Genomic DNA, 22,728 nt, shown 5'->3' on the forward strand with positions numbered 1-22,728 from the left:
CGTTTTCCCATACGGGTGTGCTATACTCAAACCTGTAAAACTGAATACGACAGCAGGTGCCTTTTTGTGCCGCATTTTGCGCACAGAAAAGGGTAAAAGGGAAGCGGGTGTAAATCCCGCACGATCTCGTCACTGTGATAAGGGAGTCTGCCGCCAGGATGCTGCGGCATCAGTCACTGAGCTTTGCTCGGGAAGGCGGCGGCAGGCAACGATCTTTCAGTCAGGAAACCTGCCCGCTGCCGGGTACGGGGGCGCACAGCTCCAAATCACGAGGAATTGGTTGTACCGCAAAGAACCTGCTGAATACGGGGTCTTTTTGTGTTGCCATTCTGCACGCAAAAAGACCTCGTTTTTTTGGTGGGCAGGTGTCGGCTGCTGTTCTCTCCCGTGCGATTTAACGTTAAGAAAGGAAAAAATCATGAGAAAGAACAGCATGAAAAAATCCGCCGTTGCCCTGACGCTCTGCGCCGCCCTGCTGGCCGGCTGCGGCAGCACCGCCGTAAGTGAAAGCCAAGTCAGCAGTGCCCCTGCCGAGAGCAGTGCTGCGCCGGTGGAGGAAATCTCCGCCGATGAAGCTGCCGCCCAAAACTGCGCCGATTTGATCGACGCCATCTATGTGCAGACCCGCACGGCCGACACCGATGCCCAATGTGAGGCCGCCAAGGCAGCATGGGACGCCCTGACCGACGCCCAGAAGGAACTGGTGGAGGGCGAAAACGCCGACCCCGATTACTTTGGCCGCGACACCGGCGATGCCGCCAACGACGACCCCCGCAATGCCGATGATATCGGCGAAAATGAGCTGCTGGTCGTCAGCTTCGGAACTTCCTTCAACGACAGCCGCGCCGAGGATATCAAGGGCATTGAAGATGCCCTGCAGGCTGCCAACCCCGATTGGAGCGTCCGCCGCGCCTTTACCGCGCAGATCATCATCAACCATGTGCAGGCGCGAGACGGCGAGAAGATCGACAATATGGAGCAGGCTCTGGAGCGTGCGGTTGCCAACGGTGTCAAAAATCTGGTCGTGCAGCCCACCCATCTGATGCATGGTGCCGAGTACGACGAAATGTGCGAGACCATCGAGAACTACAAGGATAAGTTTGAGCATGTTGCCATCGCTGAACCGCTGCTGGGCGAGGTGGGCAGCGATGCCACCGTCATCAACGAAGATAAAATGGCGGTAGCTGAGGCCATCACCGCCGAGGCTGTCAGGACGGCCGGCTATGCTGACACCGCTGCGGCCGCCGCCGATGGCGTTGCTTTTGTGTTCATGGGCCACGGAACCTCCCACACGGCCAAGGTCAGCTACCAGCAGATGCAGACCACCATGCAGACACTGGGCTACGACAATGTGTTTATCGGCACGGTCGAAGGCGAACCGGAGGATACCGCCTGTGAGGAAGTCATTCAAAAGGTGCGGGACGCCGGTTATACCAAGGTCATTCTGCGCCCCCTGATGGTTGTGGCCGGTGACCATGCCAACAACGACATGGCCGGCGAGGATGATGATTCCTGGTTGAGCCAATTTAAGGCGGCCGGCTGCTTTGAAAGTGTGGATACCCAGATTGCCGGCCTTGGCGGAATTGCGGAGGTGCAGGCCCTGTATGCCGCCCACACCGCGGCTGCCATGGAACAGCTGAACGGCTGATTTTACCGATTCGCCCGGAGGAGAGAACCTTCGGGCAATTTTTGAGTTTGAGAGGGAAATGTATATGAAGAATCAGTTTTTGGCTCTGACCCTGGCAGCGCTGCTGCTTGTCGGCTGCGGAACAACCGCACCGCAGAGCAAGGCAGACAGCGCAAGCACGGCGGTATCGACGGCCGAGCCGACTATGCAGAACGTCCTGCCGGACGGTGTGTACACCGCCGATTTCAACACCGACAGCAGTATGCTGCACGCCAACGAGAGCTGTAACGGCAAAGGTACATTGACGGTTGCGAACGGCAAGATGGTGTTTCACGTCAGTTTGGCATCCCAGAAAATCGTCAACCTCTATCTCGGTACGGCGGCCGATGCTCCCGACCATGCAGCAGACTGGCTGCAGCCCACGGTGGACACGGTGGCCTACGCCGACGGAACTACCGAGGAGGTGTATGGCTACGATATCCCCGTGCAGGAGTTGGACACCGATTTTGCCCTGGCACTGATCGGTACCAAGGGCACCTGGTACGACCATACCGTGCAGGTGGCCAACGCCGTACCTGCCGCAGCCGATGCCCCCGCCGACGGCAGCTACACCTGCGCCGTCACGCTGGAGGGCGGCAGCGGCCGCGCCACGGTGGAAAGCCCTGCCGTGCTGACGGTGCACGACGGTGCCATGACCGCGACCCTTGTGTGGAGCGGCCCCAACTACGACTACATGCTGGTGGATGGCGAAAAATATCTGCCTGTGAACACCGAGGGCAACTCGGTGTTTGAAATTCCCGTTGCTGCGCTGGACACGGCGCTGGCCGTTACGGCCGACACTGTCGCCATGAGCACCCCGCATGAAATTGACTATACCCTGACCTTTGACAGCGCTACGCTGGCCGCACAATGAAAAAATATCTGACCCTGCTGTTTGCCGCCCTGCTGGCGGGCTGCGCCGCAGCCCCGGATGCGGCACAAAACGTCCTGACCGTGACGGGCAGCTACTCGCTTTCCTATGCACGGGAGTTTACGGTGGACGAGTGCGCGGGCGGATACAATTTACTTACCATAGACGGCAGCCGTTATCTGACGGTGCCCGCAGGCGCCGCCGTGCCGGAAGGACTTGACGCCGACATAACGGTTTTGCAGCTGCCGCTGCAGAACATCTATCTGGTTTCCACCTCCGCGATGGATCCCATCATTCGCATCGGCGGGCTGGATGCCGTGGCGTTGTCCGGCACACAGGCAGAGGGATGGTATCTGCCCGAAGCCCGCGCAGCCATGCACAACGGTGAGATCGCCTATGCCGGGCGGTACAGCACACCCGATTATGAGACAATTTTGTCTGCGGGCTGTGACCTGGCCCTGGAAAACACAATGATCTACCACACCCCCAAGGTAAAAGAGCAGCTGGAAAGCTGCGGTATCCCCGTGCTGGTTGAGCGTTCCAGCTATGAGAGCGACCCCTTGGCCCGGATGGAGTGGGTCAAGCTGTACGGTATTCTTTTAGACAGACAGCAGCAGGCAGAACAGCTGTTTGATGCCGCTGTACAGCAGATCGAACCCTTGGCCGGGCAGGAATCCACGGGAAAAACAGCGGCGTTTTTTTCCATCACCTCCAACAACCTCGCCACCGTGCGCAAGGGCAACGATTACGTTGCCAAAATGATAGAACTGGCGGGCGGGCAGTACGTCTTTTCTGATTTGACCGATGACGGCAACAATCTGGCGACCGTCAATATCTCGCTGGAAGAATTTTACGCCGCTGCCAAGGATGCCGACGTGCTGTTTTACAACAGCACCATCGAGGGGGAACTGCACACGCTGGGCGAGCTTGTGGCCAAATGCCCGGCGCTGGCAGATTGCAAGGCCGTGCAAAACGGGCAGGTGTACTGCACGGCGCAAAGTCTTTTTCAGCAAAGTATGGAGCTGCCTGAACTGATTCTGGATATGCACAAGGTCTTTGCCTCAGGCGGCGGGGATTTCACATTTTTAACGCAGCTGCAATAAAAGGAGTGGCTATGCACACAACAAAGCGCCTTACAATCGCATATCTGGCTATGGCAGGTGCGCTGCTGGCGCTGCTGGCACTCAACCTGTTTTGGGGCAGTGTAGCACTTTCGCCCGCCGCGGTGGCAGAGGCTTTGCTGGGCCGCGCGGCAGACCCCCTGGCCCGAACCATCTTGCTGCAATTTCGTCTGCCGCGCGCTGTCATGGCCATGCTTTTGGGGGCGGCGCTGTCTGTGGCGGGGTATCTGCTGCAGACGTTTTTTGCCAACCCCATTGCCGGGCCCTTTGTTATGGGCATCTCAGGCGGTGCCAAGCTGGCGGTAGCCTTGACAATGGTCGTCTTTTTGAACAGCGGCCTGCTGACAAATTCGCTTACGCTGATTTTAGCGGCCTTTGCGGGTGCCATGGCGGCTATGCTGTTTGTGCTGGCTGTGGCACGGCGTGTGCGGCGGATGAGCATTTTGGTCATCTGTGGTGTGATGATCGGCTATATCTGCTCGGCCGTTACCGATATTGTGGTGGCGTTTGCCCAGGACTCCAACATTGTCAACCTGCACAACTGGTCCATGGGCAGCTTTTCCGGCATGACCTGGGGCAATGTGGCGGCGGCCGCCGTGCTGGTCGTGCCGTGTCTGGCGGCGGCATTTTTACTTTCCAAGCCGATTACGGCCTACCAAATGGGCGAAAGCTATGCGGCCAGTGTCGGTGTCCCCGTGCGGGCGTTTTCGGCGGTGCTGGTACTGTTGTCCAGCCTGTTGGCAGCCTGTGTCACAGCGTTTGCGGGGCCGATCTCCTTTGTGGGTATTGCGGTGCCGCATCTTGTCAAGCAGGCACTGGGCAGCGCCAAGCCTCTGTACGTTCTGCCGGGGTGTGCCCTGGGCGGGGCGGCGTTCTGCCTTTTGTGCGATTTGCTGGCCCGCAGCCTGTTTGCGCCGACCGAACTGTCCATCAGCTCGGTCACGGCGGTTTTCGGTGCGCCTGTGGTCATCTGGCTGCTGATGCACCGCCACAGCGGGGAGGGCGCGGCATGAGCTACTGCGAAACGAAAAATTTGGCAATCGGCTACACAGCCCCGCTTTTGCGAGATATTGCGCTGCATGCCGAGCGCGGAAAAATTCTGGCGCTGATCGGCCCCAACGGTGCAGGCAAGTCTACCCTGCTAAAAACGCTGGCGGGGCAGTTGACTCCGCAGGGAGGCACCGTTTTGCTGGACGGGCAAAGTCTTACGGAATACTCCCCCAACGCGCGCGCCCGCAAGCTGGCGCTGATGCTGCCGCACGCCGCCCGCACCGAGCTGACCACCTGTTTTGACGTGGCGGCGGCAGGGCGCTACCCCTACACGGGACGACTGGGGATTTTGTCGCAGGAGGATAAGCAGCAGGTGCTGGATGCGCTGCGGCTGGTACAGGCCGATGCTTTGGCAGACCGTGATTTTGCAAAAATCAGTGACGGGCAGCGGCAGCGCGTATTGCTGGCGCGCGCGGTATGCCAGCAGCCGGAAGTTTTACTATTGGACGAACCGACGTCTTTTTTGGACGTAAAGGGCAAGGCGGAGCTTACAGCGGTGCTGCGCCGTTTGGCGGCTGAAAAAAATGTGGCGGTCATTGTGACACTGCATGAGTTGGAGTTGGCCCAAAAGCTGGCCGACGCGGTGGTCTGTGTGTTTCCGCACAAGGTGTCCCGCGTTTTGACGCCGAAGGAGGCCTTTGCCAAGGAAAACGTATGCCGCCTGTTCGATTTGGACGATGCACAATACGAAACACTGTTCGGAAAATCCGACGCGGCACCGAGGTTTGAACACTACATTCGCAGCGGACAAAAAATGCTGCGCTGCGGTTATACCACGGGCACCTGCGCCGCTTTGGCTGCAGCGGGGGCGGCGCGTCTGCTGCTGACCGAGCACGCCCCCGAAACCGTGGGGCTGCGCACACCCAAGGGTGTTGTGGTGGAGGTTGCCCCTTTGTTTTGCCGCGCAACCGAGACGGGGGCCGAGTGTGCTATCGTAAAGGATGGCGGTGATGATGTGGATGCCACCACGGGTCTGTCTGTTGTGGCTGCGGTGACCCTGCTGCCTGATGCACCGCGCACCGTGACGATAGACGGCGGTGCCGGTGTGGGGCGGGTGACCAAGGCGGGGCTGGATCAGCCTGTGGGGGCGGCGGCCATCAACCGTGTGCCGCGCCAAATGATTACCGATGCCCTGCTCAGGGAGGCCGATGCGTCAGACTACAGCGGCGGTTTTGCGGTGGTCATTTCCATTGACGGCGGCGAGGAAGCTGCCAAACGTACCTTTAACCCGCATATCGGGGTCGAGGGCGGGTTGTCGGTGCTTGGCACAAGCGGCATTGTGGAGCCGATGAGCCGTCAGGCGCTGCTGGATACGCTGGAACTGGAAATTCATCAGGCCGCCCTGAAAGGCAGCCGTCTGATTCTGACACCGGGCAACTACGGGTTGGATTATCTGGCCGAAAATCTTGCGGAACTGCGGCAGATTCCCACTGTTAAGATCTCGAATTTCATCGGGGATGCGCTGGATATGGCGGCTGCCGAGCATTTTACCGAGGTGCTGCTTGTGGGGCATGTCGGCAAGCTGATCAAGCTGGCGGGCGGCATCATGAATACCCACTCACAGCAGGCAGATTGCCGTGCCGAGCTGTTTTGCGCCCATGCGGCATTGTGCGGGGCCGACACGGCTACCTGCCGTGCCCTGATGAATGCCGCCACAACGGACGCCTGCCTCGAAATTCTGCAGGCTGCCAACCTGCGCGCACCAGTTTTGGAGAGCCTGCTCGACGCTGTGCAGCTGCGTTTGCAGCGCCGCGCTGCGGGGGCCTTTGCGGTGGGGGCCGTGGTGTTTTCCAACCGAAACGGCAGCCTGGGCACAACAAAATCTGCCGATGTATTGTTGAAAACCTGGAGGGAAAGCTGATATGGTACATTTTGTGGGGGCAGGCCCCGGCGCACCCGACCTTATTACACAGCGCGGTGCGGCGCTGCTGCAAAAGGCCGACTGCATCATCTACGCGGGCAGCCTTGTCAACCCGGCGCTGCTGGGGCTGGCCAGGGGAGACTGTGCCATTTACAACAGTGCGGAAATGACGCTGGAGCAGGTGCTGGAAACGATAAAAACAAACGAAGCAGCGAACAAAACGACGGTGCGCCTGCACACAGGCGATCCCTGCCTGTACGGTGCTGTCCGCGAACAGATGGATGCCTTGGACGCATGGGGCATTGCCTATGATGATACCCCCGGCGTGTCCAGCTTTTGCGGTGCGGCAGCGGCACTGAACGCCGAGTACACACTGCCCGGCATCAGCCAGACGGTCATTATCACCCGTATGGAGGGTCGCACCCCCGTACCGGAGCGCGAAAAATTGGCTGCCCTGGCCGCACATGGGGCGACGATGGTGATTTTCCTTTCCGTCGGCATGGTCGACAGGGTGCAGGCAGCACTTCTGCAGGGGGCTTATAAGCCCGATACCCCTGCTGCCGTTGTGTACAAGGCCAGTTGGCCGCAGCAGAAAATTGTGCACTGTACCGTGGGCACTCTGGCGGAAAGCACCCGCGCGGCGGGCATTGCCAAGACCGCGTTGATCGTGGTGGGGGATTTTCTTGCCGCCAAGTATGAGCGCAGCAAACTGTATGACCCCGCCTTTACCACCGAGTACCGCAAAGGAGCCACACCATGAAATGTGCCTACCTTGCCTTTACCGCCAAGGGACTTGTGTTGGCACAACATCTGGCCCAGACCTGCCCCGGTACAGTGACGCGGTGCGGGGCCGACGGTGTCAGCTTGGCTGCCTGGACTGCAAAGCAGTTTGCCGATGCCGATGCCCTTGTGTTTGTGGGGGCTGTGGGTATTGCCGTGCGGGCGATTGCACCCCATTGCAGGGGCAAGGCCGTTGACCCTGCGGTGGTTGTGCTGGACGAGCAGGGGCGGTTTGCGATTTCGCTCTTGTCGGGCCATCTGGGCGGGGCAAACGATTTGACACGGCAGCTTGCGGCGGCTTGCCACGCGGTGCCCGTTATTACGACTGCCACCGATGGGCGGGGTGCCTTTGCCGTGGACGAGTGGGCGGTGCGCCAGAACTGTGCCGTGGCCGAGCCGGAGCGCATCAAATATATCAGCGGTGCCCTGTTGGCTGGCAGGCGGGTGCGCTATTTCAGCGACTGGCAGATAGAAGGCGAACCGCCAGCAGGGGTGGAACCCGCCGCGACCGCCGAACAGGCGGATTTTGTACTGACACTGACCCCTGCGGGCGAGGCTCTGCACATCGTGCCGCGTATTGCCGTGCTGGGTATCGGCTGCAAGCGCGGCACAAGTGAGTGCCGTCTGCAGGAGGCGTTTTCCGCGTTTTGTGCGGCCAATACCCTGGCCCCGCAAAGCGTTGCGGCAGCGGCAAGCATAGACCTGAAAAAGGACGAGCGGGGCTTGCTGGACTTTGCAAAAAACCACGGCTGGACGACGGAGTTTTATACAGCGGATACGCTGCGCGCCGTGCGGGGACATTTTACGGCATCGCAATTTGTAAAAGACGTTACAGGGGTGGACAATGTCTGCGAACGTGCCGCAGCCAAAGCGGCGGGCGGGAAACTGTTTATACCCAAGTGGGTGTATAACGGGGTGACTTTTTCGGTGGCGCTGCGCCCCTTTGCCCCTGATTGGAGATGGAAAACCGATGGATAAGCTTGTCTATGTGGTGGGGCTTGGCCCCGGAGATGCCCGCTTTATGACGGCGCAGGCGTGCAGCGCCTTGCAGAAGGCCGATGTGCTCTGCGGCTACACGGTGTATATCGATCTGATACGCCCGCTGTACCCCGAAAAGCCGATCTACACCACCGGCATGACACAGGAGATAGACCGCTGCCGCTGGGCGCTGCAAACCGCGCAGACCGGCAAGACGGTGGCACTGGTGTGCTCCGGCGATGCGGGTGTATATGGCATGGCGGCACCGCTGCTTGAATTGAGCAGTGAATATGACGATGTGACGATAGAAATTGTGCCGGGGCTGACGGCGGCGGTAAGCGGTGCGGCCGTGCTGGGGGCGCCGTTGGGGCACGATTTTTGCGTGATTTCACTGTCAGACCGTTTGACACCTTGGGCAGTCATTGAAAAGCGGCTGATCTGTGCGGCAATGGGCGATTTCTGCGTCGCACTGTATAATCCATCCTCCAAGGGGCGAGCGGACTATCTGCAAAGGGCGGCCGAAATTTTGCTGGCGAACGGTAAAAGCCCCGAAACCTTGTGCGGCACGGTGCGCAATATCGGCCGCACAGGCCAGGAAAAGCACCTGATGACGCTCGCGGAGCTGAAAAAAACACAGGCGGACATGTTTACAACGGTGTTTGTCGGCAATAGCGCTACCCGCAGAGTGCGCGGCTGCATGGTGACGCCAAGGGGGTATCACGGCGTATGAGGATCGTGGTTTTCAGCGGAACGACAGAGGGACGAGAACTTTCCCGCAAGCTGGTGGCGCTGGGGGCTGAGGTGACGGTCTGCGTGGCGACCGAGCTGGGAGCAGAGGAACAGGGCGTGGCAGCGGGTGTGGCCGTGCACACGGGGCGGCTTGATGCCGCCGAAATGACGGCCTTGCTGCAGGACACCGCGCTTTGTATTGATGCGACCCACCCTTATGCGACTGAGGCAACGTGCAATATCCGTGCGGCGGCAGCGGCGGCAGGGGTGGAGTATCACCGCCTTCTGCGCCCGGCCAGCACCTTGCCCACAGGCAGTGTCGTGCTGCAAAACGCAGCACAGGCGGCGCAGTATCTGGCCGAAAAACACGGCAATGTACTGCTTGCTACGGGGGCCAAAGAACTGCCTGCGTTTGCCGCCCTTGCCCCGACGCGGTTGTATCCGCGTGTGCTGCCTACCCTTGCGGGCATTGCCGCATGTGAGGCGGCGGGGATTCCGCACCGCAATATTATAGCGATGCAGGGGCCGTTCACGGCGGCAATGAACACGGCGCTGATGCAACAATACAACATTCGATACATGGTCACAAAGGACGGTGGTTCGGCGGGCGGCTTTGCCGAAAAAGTCCTGGCTGCCGCGCAGTGCGGCGTACAGCTTGTGGTGCTGCGCCGCCCTGCGGAACAGGGCGAGACCGCCGAGATGATTTTGCAGCGATGCAGGGAGCTACTATGAAAATAACACTGGTCGGTATGGGCTGCGGTGACTATGCCGGGCTGACGCTGACAGGCGCAAAAGCGTTGGAGGAGGCAGAGCATGTCCTCGGCGCACGGCGCCTTTTGCAGGCCCTGCCTGAGGTCTGCGGGCAGCAGCGCTCGGCGCTGTACAAGACGGACGAAATTCTTGCAGAGATACAAGCACACAAAAACAAGCGTGTAGCGGTTGTTCTTAGCGGGGACTGCGGATTTTACTCCGGCGCGGCGACGCTGGGGCGGGCGCTGGAACAGCAGGGGCTGCCCTATACGGTGCTGCCCGGTGTTTCCAGTGTGCAGCTGCTGGCGGCAGCGCTTGGCAGACCCTGGCAGGATTGGGAGCTTGTCTCGGCCCACGGGTGTGCCTGTGACCCGGTGGCGGCCTGCCGAAAAGGAAAGCCGACCTTTTTCCTGACCGGCGGCCGCGAGACCCCTGCCACACTTTGTGCTGCGCTGGCGGCTGCCGGATGCGGGGCTGTGCAGGGTGTTGTAGGGGAAAATCTGGGCCTTGCGTCACAGCGTCTTGTGCGGGGCACTGTGCAACAATTAGCACAGCAAAGCTTTGCGGCTCTCAGCGTATTGCTGGTGGAACGCTGCAATCTGCCGCGACGCACACACGGTTTGCCGGATGATGCGTTTATCCGTGCCAAAACACCTATGACCAAGCAGGAAGTGCGCGCTGCCGTGCTGGCCAAGCTGGCGATACAGCCCGATGATATTTTGTGGGACGTGGGGGCAGGGACGGGCAGTGTCAGCGTGGAGATGGCGTTGGCTGCATCGGAGGGGCAGGTATATGCCGCCGAGTGTGACCCCGATGCCTGCGAATTGATAGCCCAAAACCGCGCAAAATTTGCAGTGCAAAATCTGCACCTGACAAAAGGCACTGCCCCTGCAGCCTTGGCAGGCTGGCCCGCCCCCGATGCGGTATTCATCGGCGGCAGCAAGGGAAATTTGGACACTATCGTGGAGGCAGCGTTGGCCGCCAACCCGGCTGTGCGGCTTTGCATCAGTGCCATTGCGCTGGAAACCCTGCAGCAGGCGGTTGCGGCCCTGACCGTGCGCGGGTTGACAGCGCAGGTCACACAGATTTCTGTCAGCCGTACAAAAACAGCAGGTGAACTGCATCTGCTGATGGCGAACAACCCGGTATTTTTGATTACGAGGGAATAAAATGCTGCAAATGCTTTTGGCTGCGCCGCACTCCGGCAGCGGAAAAACAACGGTGACATGTGCCTTACTTGCGGCCATGAAGGCGCGTGGGCTGACGCCATGCGCCTTTAAGGCAGGGCCTGACTACATTGACCCCATGTTCCACCGTTCGGTTTTGGGGGTGCAAAGCCACAATCTGGATCTGTTTTTCTCCTCGCCCGAAACGGTTCGCTGCCTGTATGCGCAGTATGCTGCGGGGCACGGTGCCGCTGTCTGCGAGGGCGCGATGGGTTACTACGACGGCCTGGGCGGCACAAGCGATACGGCGAGCGCATGGCATCTGGCGGACACGCTTGACCTGCCTGTGCTGCTTGTTGTGCGGCCCAAAGGGGCAAGCCTGACCCTGGCGGCAGAGCTGCGCGGACTGATGGATTTTCGCACGCCCCACCATATAACGGGCATATTGCTCAATGATTGCGGTGAATCTTTGTATAGCCTGCTGAAACCGATGTTGCAGCAAGAGACCGGCCTGCCTGTGGTGGGATACCTGCCGCCTATACCGCAGGCCCGCTTGGAGAGCCGTCATCTTGGGCTGAAAACCGCTGCCGAGATTGACGGTCTGCAGGAAAAAATCCGTCTCCTGTCCGATACGGCACAAAAAACCATAGACTGGCCGCTTGTGCAAACACTGTTTGACCGCCCGATACAGGCGGCAGACATGCCGCAGGAACCGCCCGCTCAGGTGCGCATTGCGGTGGCGCGGGACGCAGCGTTCTGCTTTACCTACGCCGAAACGCTGGACGCTTTGCGGCAAAATGGCGCAGAGCTGTGCTTTTTCAGCCCGCTGGCCGATGACAAGTTGCCGCAGGATATCGGCGGGCTGTACCTGCCGGGCGGCTACCCGGAGTTGTATGCGCAAGCCCTTGCGGCCAATACCGCCGTGCGCAGGGCGGTGCGGGATGCGGTGACGGCGGGCCTTCCCACGGTGGCCGAGTGCGGCGGATTTTTGTATCTGGGCCAAACATTGGAGGCCGCCGACGGCAAAGTGTACCCCATGGCCGGTGTTTTGTCGGGGCAGGGATTCAAGGTGGGCAAGCTCGTGCGCTTCGGGTATGCAAACCTGACCGCGCATACGGACAGTATGCTGTTCGCGGCGGGCGAGACATGGCCGATGCATGAGTTCCACCACTGGGATTCCACACAAAACGGTACGGCCTTTACGGCCGCCAAGGCAAACGGCAGGCAGTGGACGTGCGGTTTTGCCAACGCGCATTTGTATGCGGGATTTCCGCATTTGTACTGGGCGGGTACGCCGCTGTCGCAGCGATTTACAGCGGCTGCCAGCCGCTATAAAAAGGAAAAGCTATGACCGAAACCGAATTGAAAATTCTGCTGAACACGATCACCCCGCCGAGGGAAACCGCCCGTGCCGCTGCCCATGCCCATTGGGCGGCGTTGGCAAAGCCCCTGGGAGGGCTGGGACAGTTGGAAACCATGTTGGAGGATGCCGCCGCCCTGACGGGAACGGCAGAACTGCATTTTGAGCGCCGCGCCGTGTTGGTGTTGTGTGCCGACAACGGCGTGGTTGCGCAGGGGGTCAGCCAGACCGATGCCTGTGTTACGCGCGCTGTGCTGAAAAACCTGGTGGCCTGTCGCACCAGCGTCTGCCGCATGGCCGAGAAGGCCCATTGCAAGGTCGTTGCGGTGGACATGGGCATTGCCGGAAAACCTGTGGCGGGTGCCGTTGACCGCCGCATTGCCGACGGTACGCGGGACTTTACCTGCGGTCCTGCCATGACCCGCGCACAGGCTGTGCAGGCCATAGCGGCAGGTATAGCGCTGGTACGCGAACAAAAACGCGATGGTATGCAAATTTTGGCAACGGGGGAGATGGGCATCGGCAACACGACGACATCCAGCGCCGTGGCAAGCGTACTGCTGGGCCGCCCCGTGGCAGAGATGACCGGACGCGGAGCAGGGCTTTCCGACGCCGGGCTGCAGCGGAAAATACGCGCCATAGAAACAGGCATTGCGGTCAACACACCGGATGCCGCCGATCCGTTGGATGTGCTGGCCAAGCTGGGCGGGTTGGATATTGCCGGATTGTGCGGTGTGTTTTTGGGCGGTGCGCTGGAGAATTTGCCGATACTTATGGATGGGTTTATCAGCAGTGTGGCGGCACTTTGCGCTGTGCGGATGTGCCCCAAGGCGGAAAAGGCGGTCTTTGCCAGCCATGTTTCCGGCGAGCCTGCCGCCCGCCTTGTGCTGGAAGAATTGCACAAAAAACCGCTGCTCAACGCGGGATTTCATCTGGGGGAGGGCACGGGAGCCGTGGCCTCGCTGCCCCTTTGGGATATGGCCCTGGCCGTTTATGACGGCTGCTATTCCTTTGCGGAGGGCGGCATCGCGCCGTACACCCCGCAATGCTGACACTGGTGATCGGCGGGGCGGCCAGCGGAAAAAGTGCCTATGCGGAATCCCTCTGCCTGAAAACCGACGCCCCCCGCACCTACCTGGCCACAATGCAAATTTGGGATGCCGAGTGCGCGGCCCGCGTGGCAAAGCACCGTGCCATGCGCGCGGAAAAGGGATTTGAGACCGTGGAATGTCCGCTGCATCTCGAAAAACTGCATCTTCCTGTGCGCGGTACGGTGCTGTTGGAGGATTTGGGAAACCTGACTGCCAATGAACTGTACGACCCAAACGGCGCGGGGGAACTGGCGGCAGCTGCCATTTTGCAGGGAATTGACACTGTGTACGCACAGTGCGACGACTTGATTTTGGTTACAAATGAGGTGTTCAGCGGCGGGGCAGATTACGCGGGGGACACCTTGCATTACCTGCGGGTGCTGGCTGCAATCAACAATGCGGCAGCCGCCCGCGCGGACAGGGTGATACGCGTAGTGTGCGGTATACCCTGCTATTATAAAGGTAAGAGGGAATCATTTTGATTGTTTTACAGACTGTCGCGGTGGCGTTTGCCATGTTTTCGGCATTGCCGATGCCGCAATTTGATTGGAACGAAAAAAACATGCGCTATGCGCTGTGTGCTTTCCCGCTGGTGGGGGTGGTTTGCGGGGCGCTTTGCTGTCTTTGCGGATCGCTGCCGCTGCCTGCGGCGGTCAAGGCGGCGGGGCTGTGTCTTTTGCCTGTGTGGGTAACCGGCGGCATCCACCTGGACGGCTATGCCGACACCTGCGATGCACTCGCCAGTTACGGAGAACCCGCCAAAAAGCTGGAGATCCTGAAGGACCCCCACTGCGGGGCGTTTGCTGTTATACGGCTGTGCAGTTATTTTGTGGCCTATGCGGCGCTGTGCGCCTGTGTGCCGTTTACCCTGCGGGTCGGTGCGGTGTGGACATTGGCTCTGGTGGGGGAACGGGCATTGTCGGCGTTGGCGATTGCGGCGTTCCCGATGGCAAAGAACACCGGCCTTGCGCACACCTTTGCCACGGCGGCGGATCGTGCCCGCGTGCGAAAAATTCTGACGGTGCTGTGCGTAGCTGTATCGGCGGCACTTTTTGCCATGCACGGCGGGGCGCTGGTGTTGGCGGCCGGATGTGTGTTTGCGCGGTATTCCTTTGTGGCAAAGCGGCAGTTCGGCGGCATCACAGGGGATTTGGCAGGGTGGTTTTTGCAAAAATGCGAGATCTGGATGCTGGCGGCGCTGGCCGCCTGTCTGTGGCTGGGGGTGCTGTAAATGCTGTTTATCACGGGGCCGCTGTACAGCGGAAAGCGCACCTTTGCGCAAAAATTTAACGGTACAAAGCGGTTCGAGGTGCAGGAATTGGCGGCTGATGCGGTGGATTTGCAAGCCCTGGCCGAGGAACTGGCCGCCTATGATGTTGTGACCGCTGCCGAGGTGGGCGGCGGTGTTGTGCCTGTGGAGGCCGCACAGCGCGCTGCACGGGAAAAGGCAGGGCGGCTTGCCTGCCTGCTGGCAGAACGTGCCGACTGCGTTGTACAGATGTTTTGTGGCCTGCCCACTGTTTTGAAAGGAGATTTGCCTACATGCTAGTGTATCTTTTGCGCCACGGCCTGACCGAATATAACGCCGAAAAACGCTACCAGGGGCAGCGGGATATCCCGCTGTCGGCGCAAGGGCGCGCCCAACTGCGCCGCGCCGATATTGAACCCCAGGTTGTTTATGTTTCCACATTGCAGCGCACACAGCAAACCGCACGCGTGCTGTTTCCCTGTGCAAAGCTCGTGGCGGTGGACGGGCTGAAGGAGATGAACTTCGGCAGCTTTGAGGGTCGCAACTACATAGAGATGGAACATGACCCTGATTATCTGGCCTGGGTGGCCGCCAACTGTGAAAGCCAATGCCCCGACGGGGAGCGCAAGGATGAATTTTCGCAGCGCATCTGCGCGACGTTTGCCGCACTGGTGGACAAGGCCTTGGCCGACGGTGAACCGATGCTGGTCATTTTGGCGCATGGCGGTACACAAATGGCAGCGATGGAGCGCTTTGCCCTGCCGCATCGGGATTACTACGACTGGTGCGGCCCCAATGCCGGGGGTTTTGTGTTGGACGCACGGGACTGGGCAGAAAAGCGTGTTTTGCACCTGGTCAAAACGGTGCAGTACACCAAGGGGGCAGAATGTTGATTCTTATGGCGGTGCCCGCCGCCTTTTTGCTGGATACCCTGTTTGGAGACCCGACATGGCTGCCCCACCCGGTGGTATTTATGGGGCGCTGCATCTCTCGTCTGGAAAAAGCCCTGCGCGCCGTTCTGCCCAAAACACCGCGCGGCGAATGGGCAGGAGGATGCATTGTGGCAGCGGTTCTGCCGCTGGGCACCTTTATGCTGACATCATTGGCCTGCGCGGCGGCCGCACGGCTGCACCCGATGCTGGGGCTGGGTCTGCAGGTGTTCTGGTGTGCCCAGGCGCTGGCTGCCAGGGGGCTTGCGCAGGAAAGCGGCAGAGTCTACCGTGAGCTGATCAAAAAGGATCTGCCTGCCGCGCGGCAGGCTGTGGCGCGCATTGTGGGGCGTGATACGGAAAACTTAACGGCCGAGGGCGTGACCAAGGCTGCCATCGAAACGGTTGCCGAGAATGCAAGCGACGGCGTGATCGCACCGCTCTTGTACATGCTGGTTGGCGGGGCACCGCTGGCGCTGACCTACAAGGCCATCAATACCATGGACAGTATGCTGGGGTATAAAAACAGCAAATATTTGTATTTTGGACGTTGTGCCGCTAAATTGGACGACGTCGCCAACTGGCTGCCCAGCCGTGTGGCTGCACTTTTGTGGGTGGCGGCTGCGGCGCTTACGGGCGGCGATGCCAAGGGTGCGTGGCGCATTTGGCGGCGTGACCGCCGCAACCATGCAAGCCCCAACAGTGCCCAGACCGAAAGCGCCTGTGCGGGCGCACTGGGTGTGCAGCTGGCGGGGCCGGCCTACTATTTTGGAGAGTATTACGACAAGCCGACCATCGGCGATGCGCAGCGGGCCGTGGAACCTGAGGATATCCTGCGGGCAAACCGCATGATGTATGCCGATAGCCTGTTGGCACTGGCGCTGGGTCTTGCTGTGCGGGCGATTCTTGTTTTGTGAGGAAGGTAAAATGGAGTTAGTACACGGTGGGGATTGGGCGGGCTACCGCGCGGAATTCGGGCGGGACGCACTGGATTTTTCTGCCAACGTCAGTCCGCTGGGACTTCCTGCCGGGGTGGCGGCGGCCATCACGGCGGCGCTTTCCACGGCGGATCGCTACCCCGACCCGCTGTGCCGCGCACTGTGTGCCAGGCTGGCCGAGGCCGAGGGCGTTGCAGGGGAGCATATTTTGTGCGGCAACGGCGCGGCAGATCTGATTTTTCGGCTGGCAGCGGCACTTCGACCCCGCCGTGCCCTGATTCCGACACCGACCTTTGCCGAGTATGCGGCTGCTTTGCATACGGTAAACTGCGATATAACGTACTATATATTGTACGAAGCAGACGATTTTGCCCTGACGGATGCCTTTATAGACGCTGTGACGCGGGACACGGATGTGGTTTTTCTCTGTCAGCCCAATAACCCCACGGGGCGCATCACCCCGCCCTTGGTCGTGAAAAGGCTGCTGCAACGCTGTGCGGAAAACGGTGCCGTGCTGGTGGTGGACGAATGTTTTTTGGACTTTTCGGCAGGGCGTGCGGCGCTGACAGCTAAGGCATTTTTGCGGGAATACCCGAATCTTATCATCCTGAAAGCATTCACCAAGCTGTATGCCATGGCAGGGGTGCGGCTGGGATATGCGCTGTGTTCCGACACGGAACTTCTTGACAAAATGCGTGCGGCGGGGCAGCCGTGGGCTGTGTCGAGCCTGGCCCAGGCGGCGGGCGTGGCCGCCCTGAACGAGACAGCTTACGCTGATGCGGTTCGCGCCCTGGTTGCCGAGCAGCGGCCGATGCTGGCTGCCGGGCTGCGCGCCTTGGGGCTGCGCGTCATAGAGGGCAGTGCCAATTTTTTGCTGTTCCGTGCACCTGCCGATTTCGGGCAAAAGCTGCGGAAAAAGGGGGCAGTTGTGCGCAGCTGCGGCAATTACGCGGGGCTTGACGATACCTGGTATCGCACGGCGGTGCGCACCGAGAGGGAAAATCGGCAGCTGCTGCGCCTGATGAAAGAGGTACTGGCATGAGCAAGGCAAAATGTATCATGGTGCAGGGCACGATGAGCGGTGCGGGCAAAAGCCTGTTGTGTACGGCGCTTTGCCGTATTTTTGCGCAGGACGGCTACAGGGTCGCCCCTTTCAAGAGCCAGAACATGGCGCTGAACAGCTTTGTGACGCGTGATGGGCTGGAAATGGGACGTGCCCAGGTGGTACAGGCCCAGGCTGCCGGTGTTGAGCCGGATGTGCGGATGAACCCCATTTTGCTGAAACCCAGCAGTGATGTGGGCAGCCAGGTCATTGTCAACGGTGAGGTGCGCGGTGACATGCCCGCGCGGGAATATTTCCGCCATAAGAAAGAGCTGATTCCCGATATTTTGCGTGCCTACGAAAGCCTTGCGCAGGAAAATGACATTCTGGTTATTGAGGGGGCAGGCAGCCCGGCAGAAATCAACCTGAAGGCTGATGACATCGTTAATATGGGGCTGGCAAAGCTGGTCGATGCGCCCGTACTGCTGGTCGGGGATATTGACCGCGGCGGAGTGTTTGCCCAGTTGTACGGTACGGTAGCTCTGCTGGATGAGGACGAACGGGCGCGTATCTGCGGGCTGGTCATCAATAAATTTCGCGGGGATGTGGAAATTTTGCGGCCGGCTCTTGCCATGCTGGAGCAAAAGACAAACCTGCCTGTGCTGGGTGTCGTGCCGTACACCCGCGCGGATATCGAGGACGAGGACTCGTTATCCGAACGGCTGCAGAGCAGCAAGGCAGTCAAGCCGCTGGATATTGCCGTTGTGCGTCTGCCGCATATCTCCAATTTTACAGATTTTATGCCGTTGGAGCAGCATCCGCTTTTAGGGGTGCGCTATGTGCAGAACGTGCGGGAACAGGGAACGCCGGATCTTGTAGTTCTGCCCGGAACCAAAAATACCGTCGATGACCTTCTGTGGCTGCGGCAGAGTGGGCTGGAAACGGCGGTGCAAAAGCTGGCAAAGCGCGGCACGCCGATTTTAGGTGTCTGCGGCGGGTATCAGATGCTGGGATGTACGCTCGACGATACGCGGGGCCGTGAGGGCGGACATCCGCAGACGCTGCGTGGGCTGGGACTGCTGCCGACGGACACGGTCTTTACCGCTGAAAAGCGCCGTGCACAGGTTACGGCCGTGACGTGCGACCCCTTGGCGGGGGCGGCACTGACGGGATATGAAATACACACGGGCCGCACGAATGTGCGGGGGGCACCGTTCTGCACGCTGGCGGACGGTACGCCGGAGGGTTGTGTGCAGGGAAACGTTTTTGGCACCTACCTGCACGGTTTGTTTGACAGCGGCGAGCTGACCGAAAAACTGGCAGGATTCCTCTGTGAAAGAAAGGGCCTTGCCCCCGAAACCGCTGAACCGATATCCATGGAAAAATACCGCCGGCAGCAGTTTGATTTGCTGGCTGACAGTGTACGGGCGGCGCTGGATATGCGCGCTGTTTATGCCGCTATGGGAATAGAACGGGAGGAACATGTATGACACCGCAGCATCATCTGCCCGCCGATATTGAGCGAACCAGCATGGCCATTATCACAGCCGAGTTGGCTGCGCGCGGGCTGGCTATCGCACCAGAAAATGCGGCGGTAGTCAAGCGTGTTATCCACACGACGGCAGATTTCGACTACGCCGAAAACTTGCGATTTACGCCCGATGCCGTGACGATCGGCGGGAAGGCTGTGCGCGGCGGGACCATTATCACGGATACCAACATGGCGCTGGCGGGCATCAGCAAGGCGGGGCTTGCCAAGCTGGGCGGGCGGGCACTCTGCTTTATGGCAGACCCCGCCGTGGCTGAGGCGGCCGCAGCCGCAGGCACCACACGAGCGGTAGCTGCCATGCACAAGGCAGCGCGGGAATACCCCGGCGCGGTGCTGGCGGTGGGCAATGCGCCCACAGCGCTTTTGACCATTGCCGAGGAAATTGAGGCCGGACTGCGCCCGGCCTTGGTTATTGCGGTGCCGGTGGGATTTGTAAATGTGGTGGAAAGTAAGCAGCGTCTGTTTGCCGCCTGTACCCGATACGGTGTGCCTGCCATTGCAGCCATGGGGCGCAAGGGCGGCAGCAATGTGGCGGCGGCGATATGCAATGCGCTGCTTTACTCTGCCGCCGAAATGCTGGACCCCAAGGCGCGCGGCTGGCAGTGAAATTGACAGCCGCCTGCAAATGCGGTATAGTGGTACAAAACAAACGGAGAATACGGCTATGAAAAAGACAAAACTGTTTACCGTCGTTTTACTTGCCGCCATTGCGATTGCCGCGGTCATGGCGTTTTGCTTCACACAGGCTAACACGGTGGGAGTTATCGGCGGGGCTGACGGCCCGACGGCAATTTTTGTCACAACAAAATGGGAACCATGGCTTTTGCTGCCGCTTGCCGCCGTAGCTGCGGCCTGTGTATATTTTTACAGGAAAAAGAAGTGACGCAGAATCGTCTCGTTAATTTATCTACTTACGCAAAAGCCCTTGTGCAGGGCCGCCACCCTTTGCTATACTAAAAGCATCTTGTAAGAGAGGGGAACGGTACCATGCATCCGTTACAGCATCCGAATTTTCGACTTCATGTGGGGTGGCGCACGATAAAAACCGCCGTTACCGCCATGCTGGTGGCCATGGTGTACTGCCTGCTGGATCGTAATCCGGCCTTTGCCTGCATCGGCGTTATCTTTGGTATGGGGGCTGATAAGCAGGAGTCCATCCAAAACGGCGGCAACCGCCTGTGGGGTACGATGATCGGCGGACTGCTGTCCATTGCGGTATTTTGGTTGTATCTGCAATGGTTCCCACAGGGCGGACATACGGTGTACCTGGCCATGCTGCTGGGCGGGGCCATTGTGGTGCTGATTTTGCTGTGCCAGTATTTTTGGCCGGGCGGGGTGCAGCCGGGCGGCGTGGTGCTGTGTATTGTGCTGTTCAGCACCCCCATTGACACCTATGTCAGTTATGCGCTGAACCGTATTTTTGATACGGGTATCGGTGTGATCGCGGCGTTTGCGGTAAACTACTTTTTGCCGCGGGCGCGGGTCGTGGCACTGCGCAGCAGGGTGGAAGGCGTATTCAAAAAATAATGTGATGAAAAGGGTGCTCCTGCCGATTTCGGCACAGAGCACCTTTTTTTTGTCCCGCGCTTGACAGGAGCGGGAAAACGTGTTACTATATACTTCAAAATTGAACTGTCTAAAAATGAAAGGAAGAATGCAGATGTACGCCGGTATAGAAGTCCTGCAGAAAACATCTCTTGCCTACAACGCCTTTTGCAAGCCGTTGTGCAGCGAATTGGGTTTGCCGCAGACAGCGCTGGATATCCTGCTGTTTCTGGCCAACAACCCCCGCTATAAGACAGCCCGCGATGTGGTGGAGGTGCGGCATATCAAGGCAAACCTTGTGTCGGTCAATGTGAACCGTCTGGTCGATGAAGGATATCTTGTTCGTCTGCCTGTGCAGGGCGACCGCCGTAAGACAGAGCTTGCCTGTACCGAAAAGGCGCAAGCTGTTATCGCTCGCGGGCGGCAAAGGCAGGCGGATTTTCAGGCTGCATTGTTTGGCGGCATCGATGCGCAAAGCCGTGAGGCATTTTCTGAAACACTGCGCAGCATCGAAAGAAATCTTGACGAAATCATGAAGGAGAACGGTTAAATGCAGTTTATCATTACCCTGTTGGTCACCTTTTTTGCCGGTATGGGGGCCGGCCTCGGCACAGGCTTTGCGGGCATGAGTGCGGCGGCGGTCATCAGCCCGATGCTTATCACCTTTTTGCATATGGACCCGTATATGGCGGTGGGCATTGCGCTTTCCTCCGACGTGCTGGCCAGCGCAGTTTCTGCCTACACCTACCATAAAAATAAAAACCTGGACATCAGAAACGGCTTGATCATGATGGCCAGTGTGCTGACCTTTACCGTAGTGGGCAGCTACATTGCCAGCCTGCTGCCGTCGGCAACCATGGGCAGCTTTTCGGTGTTTATGACCTTCCTGCTGGGCGTCAAGTTTATTGTGCGCCCTGTCATGACCACCAAGGAGGCTATGCAAAATGTTTCTGCCAAAAAGCGCGCCGTACAGTCGTTTTTTTGCGGCATGCTTATCGGCTTTATCTGCGGCTTTGTGGGCGCGGGCGGCGGTATGATGATGCTGCTGATCCTGACCGGTGTTCTGGGCTATGAGCTGAAAACCGCCGTGGGTACCAGCGTATTTATTATGACCTTTACGGCATTGACGGGCGCAGCCTCGCACTTTGCCATAGGCGGTGCGCCGGATTGGCCGGTTTTTGTGCTGTGCGTCGTGTTCACGCTGCTGTGGGCACGCATCGCCGCCGTATTTGCCAACAAGGCAAAGCCTGCCACGCTGAACCGCGCAACGGGCGTGGTGCTGGTCGTGCTGGGGCTGGTTATTATGGGCTTTAATCTGATTGCCTAAAGAGAATCGTATATTACAAAACCGCCTCCGGAAAAATTCGGAGGCGGTTTTGTTTAATAGGAACAAATAAATTGGTAGCTGTTTCCGCCGTCTATGACGCGGAAACAGTAATGCATCGTGCGTACCTCGTGGGAGGAATCCTCGTACCGGTTGTCGTTCATAGTAAAATCCACCTGAACGCAGGTTCCCCCGTCAGTGTACGTTACACCTGCCGGTTTGGCGTCCAGATAAGGTAGTTCGGTTTCCAGCGAAAAGGGGTAGCAGCCGTCCGAAGGCTCTCCAAACGGCCATTCGGTAAGCTGCGATAGATCAAGATTTTCCAGCCCCAAGACATCCTGTGCGGTTTTCCGAAGATCCGCCTCGGGAATTTGGAGAAAGTAATCCTTCTCGGCGTAAGTGCCTTCCGGATGGGAGAGATAGGTTTGCAGCAGGAGGTAATAGGGCAGATAGTACGCGGTGGGCAGATGGGTGCTGTCCTCTGCGGGCTGCTGAAAAAACGTGGCAAAGCGCAGAGCAAAATCTTCCACAGGTTCGCTGTCGGCGGTCAAGTCGTCGCTGCTGGGGGAGGGAACGGGTGTTTCCGTTACAGTTGGAGATTGTGTGGGCGCGGGTGCGGCAGATTCTGTCACAGGCGGCGCCTGGGCTGCCCCTGATGCGGACGGCGATGAACTTGCCGCAGGGGTACAGCCCGCCAAAAGCAGCAGAGACACCCCGATACATACAAAT

General features: G+C 59.3%; 25 protein-coding genes and 1 riboswitch. Of the genes, 24 read left to right on the forward strand and 1 reads right to left on the reverse strand.

Annotation, left to right across the window (positions count from 1 at the left end; genetic code table 11):
* Window positions 1-37: 37 nt before the first annotated feature.
* A riboswitch (cobalamin riboswitch) is annotated at window positions 38-252 on the forward strand.
* 166 nt (window positions 253-418) lie between these two features.
* The 24 genes from Q0I19_RS04325 (at window position 419) to Q0I19_RS04440 (ending at window position 22,002) form a co-directional block, all read left to right on the forward strand.
* Window positions 419-1,648: a sirohydrochlorin cobaltochelatase gene (locus tag Q0I19_RS04325; protein ID WP_294759894.1), complete on the forward strand. Its 1,230-nt coding sequence runs from the start codon at window positions 419-421 to the stop codon at window positions 1,646-1,648.
* A 64-nt stretch (window positions 1,649-1,712) separates the two neighbouring features.
* Window positions 1,713-2,540, forward strand: coding sequence for an iron transporter (locus Q0I19_RS04330; protein ID WP_294759896.1), 828 nt, complete (start codon window positions 1,713-1,715; stop codon window positions 2,538-2,540).
* Window positions 2,537-3,640 carry an ABC transporter substrate-binding protein gene (locus Q0I19_RS04335; protein WP_294759897.1) on the forward strand — a complete coding sequence of 368 codons (1,104 nt, stop codon included), beginning with the start codon at window positions 2,537-2,539 and terminating at the stop codon, window positions 3,638-3,640. Before Q0I19_RS04330 ends, Q0I19_RS04335 begins: the two co-directional genes overlap by 4 nt.
* An 11-nt stretch (window positions 3,641-3,651) precedes the next feature.
* Window positions 3,652-4,671 (forward strand): iron ABC transporter permease, encoded by a 1,020-nt coding sequence (locus Q0I19_RS04340; protein WP_294759899.1) that lies wholly within the window; start codon window positions 3,652-3,654, stop codon window positions 4,669-4,671.
* Window positions 4,668-6,569, forward strand: coding sequence for a cobalt-precorrin-5B (C(1))-methyltransferase CbiD (gene cbiD / locus Q0I19_RS04345; protein WP_294759900.1), 1,902 nt, complete (start codon window positions 4,668-4,670; stop codon window positions 6,567-6,569). The genes Q0I19_RS04340 and cbiD overlap by 4 nt, the downstream gene beginning before the upstream one ends.
* A 1-nt stretch (window position 6,570) precedes the next feature.
* Window positions 6,571-7,329 (forward strand): precorrin-4 C(11)-methyltransferase, encoded by a 759-nt coding sequence (cobM, locus tag Q0I19_RS04350; protein ID WP_294759902.1) that lies wholly within the window; start codon window positions 6,571-6,573, stop codon window positions 7,327-7,329.
* Window positions 7,326-8,327, forward strand: a complete 1,002-nt coding sequence (locus tag Q0I19_RS04355; RefSeq protein ID WP_294759904.1) for a cobalamin biosynthesis protein — start codon at window positions 7,326-7,328, stop codon at window positions 8,325-8,327. The genes cobM and Q0I19_RS04355 overlap by 4 nt, the downstream gene beginning before the upstream one ends.
* Window positions 8,320-9,057 (forward strand): precorrin-3B C(17)-methyltransferase, encoded by a 738-nt coding sequence (gene cobJ, locus Q0I19_RS04360; RefSeq protein WP_294759905.1) that lies wholly within the window; start codon window positions 8,320-8,322, stop codon window positions 9,055-9,057. The genes Q0I19_RS04355 and cobJ overlap by 8 nt, the downstream gene beginning before the upstream one ends.
* On the forward strand, window positions 9,054-9,788 hold the full coding sequence (gene cobK, locus Q0I19_RS04365) for a precorrin-6A reductase (protein ID WP_294759907.1): 735 nt from the start codon (window positions 9,054-9,056) through the stop codon (window positions 9,786-9,788). The genes cobJ and cobK overlap by 4 nt, the downstream gene beginning before the upstream one ends.
* Window positions 9,785-10,975: a precorrin-6y C5,15-methyltransferase (decarboxylating) subunit CbiE gene (gene cbiE / locus Q0I19_RS04370; RefSeq protein WP_294759909.1), complete on the forward strand. Its 1,191-nt coding sequence runs from the start codon at window positions 9,785-9,787 to the stop codon at window positions 10,973-10,975. The genes cobK and cbiE overlap by 4 nt, the downstream gene beginning before the upstream one ends.
* Window position 10,976: 1 nt before the next feature.
* The gene (locus tag Q0I19_RS04375; RefSeq protein ID WP_294759910.1) at window positions 10,977-12,323 is read left to right on the forward strand and encodes a cobyrinate a,c-diamide synthase; all 1,347 of its coding nucleotides are present in this window, start codon (window positions 10,977-10,979) and stop codon (window positions 12,321-12,323) included.
* Window positions 12,320-13,384, forward strand: a complete 1,065-nt coding sequence (gene cobT / locus Q0I19_RS04380) for a nicotinate-nucleotide--dimethylbenzimidazole phosphoribosyltransferase (protein WP_294759912.1) — start codon at window positions 12,320-12,322, stop codon at window positions 13,382-13,384. The genes Q0I19_RS04375 and cobT overlap by 4 nt, the downstream gene beginning before the upstream one ends.
* A complete protein-coding gene (locus tag Q0I19_RS04385) occupies window positions 13,378-13,905 on the forward strand; it encodes a bifunctional adenosylcobinamide kinase/adenosylcobinamide-phosphate guanylyltransferase (protein WP_294759913.1) in 528 nt (175 codons plus the stop codon). The genes cobT and Q0I19_RS04385 overlap by 7 nt, the downstream gene beginning before the upstream one ends.
* On the forward strand, window positions 13,902-14,654 hold the full coding sequence (locus Q0I19_RS04390) for an adenosylcobinamide-GDP ribazoletransferase (RefSeq protein WP_294759915.1): 753 nt from the start codon (window positions 13,902-13,904) through the stop codon (window positions 14,652-14,654). Before Q0I19_RS04385 ends, Q0I19_RS04390 begins: the two co-directional genes overlap by 4 nt.
* Complete coding sequence (locus Q0I19_RS04395) at window positions 14,655-14,972, forward strand: bifunctional adenosylcobinamide kinase/adenosylcobinamide-phosphate guanylyltransferase (RefSeq protein WP_294759917.1); 318 nt, start codon at window positions 14,655-14,657, stop codon at window positions 14,970-14,972.
* Window positions 14,966-15,565, forward strand: coding sequence for a histidine phosphatase family protein (locus tag Q0I19_RS04400; RefSeq protein WP_294759918.1), 600 nt, complete (start codon window positions 14,966-14,968; stop codon window positions 15,563-15,565). Before Q0I19_RS04395 ends, Q0I19_RS04400 begins: the two co-directional genes overlap by 7 nt.
* A complete protein-coding gene (gene cbiB, locus Q0I19_RS04405) occupies window positions 15,559-16,518 on the forward strand; it encodes an adenosylcobinamide-phosphate synthase CbiB (RefSeq protein ID WP_294759919.1) in 960 nt (319 codons plus the stop codon). Before Q0I19_RS04400 ends, cbiB begins: the two co-directional genes overlap by 7 nt.
* Before the next feature lie 10 nt (window positions 16,519-16,528).
* Window positions 16,529-17,581: a threonine-phosphate decarboxylase CobD gene (gene cobD, locus Q0I19_RS04410; protein ID WP_294759922.1), complete on the forward strand. Its 1,053-nt coding sequence runs from the start codon at window positions 16,529-16,531 to the stop codon at window positions 17,579-17,581.
* On the forward strand, window positions 17,578-19,071 hold the full coding sequence (locus Q0I19_RS04415) for a cobyric acid synthase (RefSeq protein WP_294759924.1): 1,494 nt from the start codon (window positions 17,578-17,580) through the stop codon (window positions 19,069-19,071). The genes cobD and Q0I19_RS04415 overlap by 4 nt, the downstream gene beginning before the upstream one ends.
* Window positions 19,068-19,736 carry a precorrin-8X methylmutase gene (locus Q0I19_RS04420; RefSeq protein WP_294759927.1) on the forward strand — a complete coding sequence of 223 codons (669 nt, stop codon included), beginning with the start codon at window positions 19,068-19,070 and terminating at the stop codon, window positions 19,734-19,736. The genes Q0I19_RS04415 and Q0I19_RS04420 overlap by 4 nt, the downstream gene beginning before the upstream one ends.
* Before the next feature lie 58 nt (window positions 19,737-19,794).
* A complete protein-coding gene (locus Q0I19_RS04425; protein WP_294759928.1) occupies window positions 19,795-20,013 on the forward strand; it encodes a sodium ion-translocating decarboxylase subunit beta in 219 nt (72 codons plus the stop codon).
* 104 nt (window positions 20,014-20,117) lie between these two features.
* Window positions 20,118-20,657, forward strand: a complete 540-nt coding sequence (locus Q0I19_RS04430; RefSeq protein WP_294759930.1) for an aromatic acid exporter family protein — start codon at window positions 20,118-20,120, stop codon at window positions 20,655-20,657.
* 133 nt (window positions 20,658-20,790) lie between these two features.
* Window positions 20,791-21,225, forward strand: a complete 435-nt coding sequence (locus Q0I19_RS04435) for a MarR family winged helix-turn-helix transcriptional regulator (protein WP_294759932.1) — start codon at window positions 20,791-20,793, stop codon at window positions 21,223-21,225.
* Window positions 21,226-22,002: a sulfite exporter TauE/SafE family protein gene (locus Q0I19_RS04440; RefSeq protein ID WP_294759934.1), complete on the forward strand. Its 777-nt coding sequence runs from the start codon at window positions 21,226-21,228 to the stop codon at window positions 22,000-22,002.
* A 53-nt stretch (window positions 22,003-22,055) separates the two neighbouring features.
* On the opposite strand, the gene Q0I19_RS04445 is transcribed toward Q0I19_RS04440, so the two are convergent.
* On the reverse strand, window positions 22,056-22,631 hold the full coding sequence (locus Q0I19_RS04445) for a hypothetical protein (RefSeq protein ID WP_294759936.1): 576 nt from the start codon (window positions 22,629-22,631) through the stop codon (window positions 22,056-22,058).
* Between the last annotated feature and the right edge of the window lie 97 nt (window positions 22,632-22,728).

This window comes from uncultured Gemmiger sp. (assembly GCF_934561205.1).
Classification (GTDB): domain Bacteria; phylum Bacillota; class Clostridia; order Oscillospirales; family Ruminococcaceae; genus Gemmiger.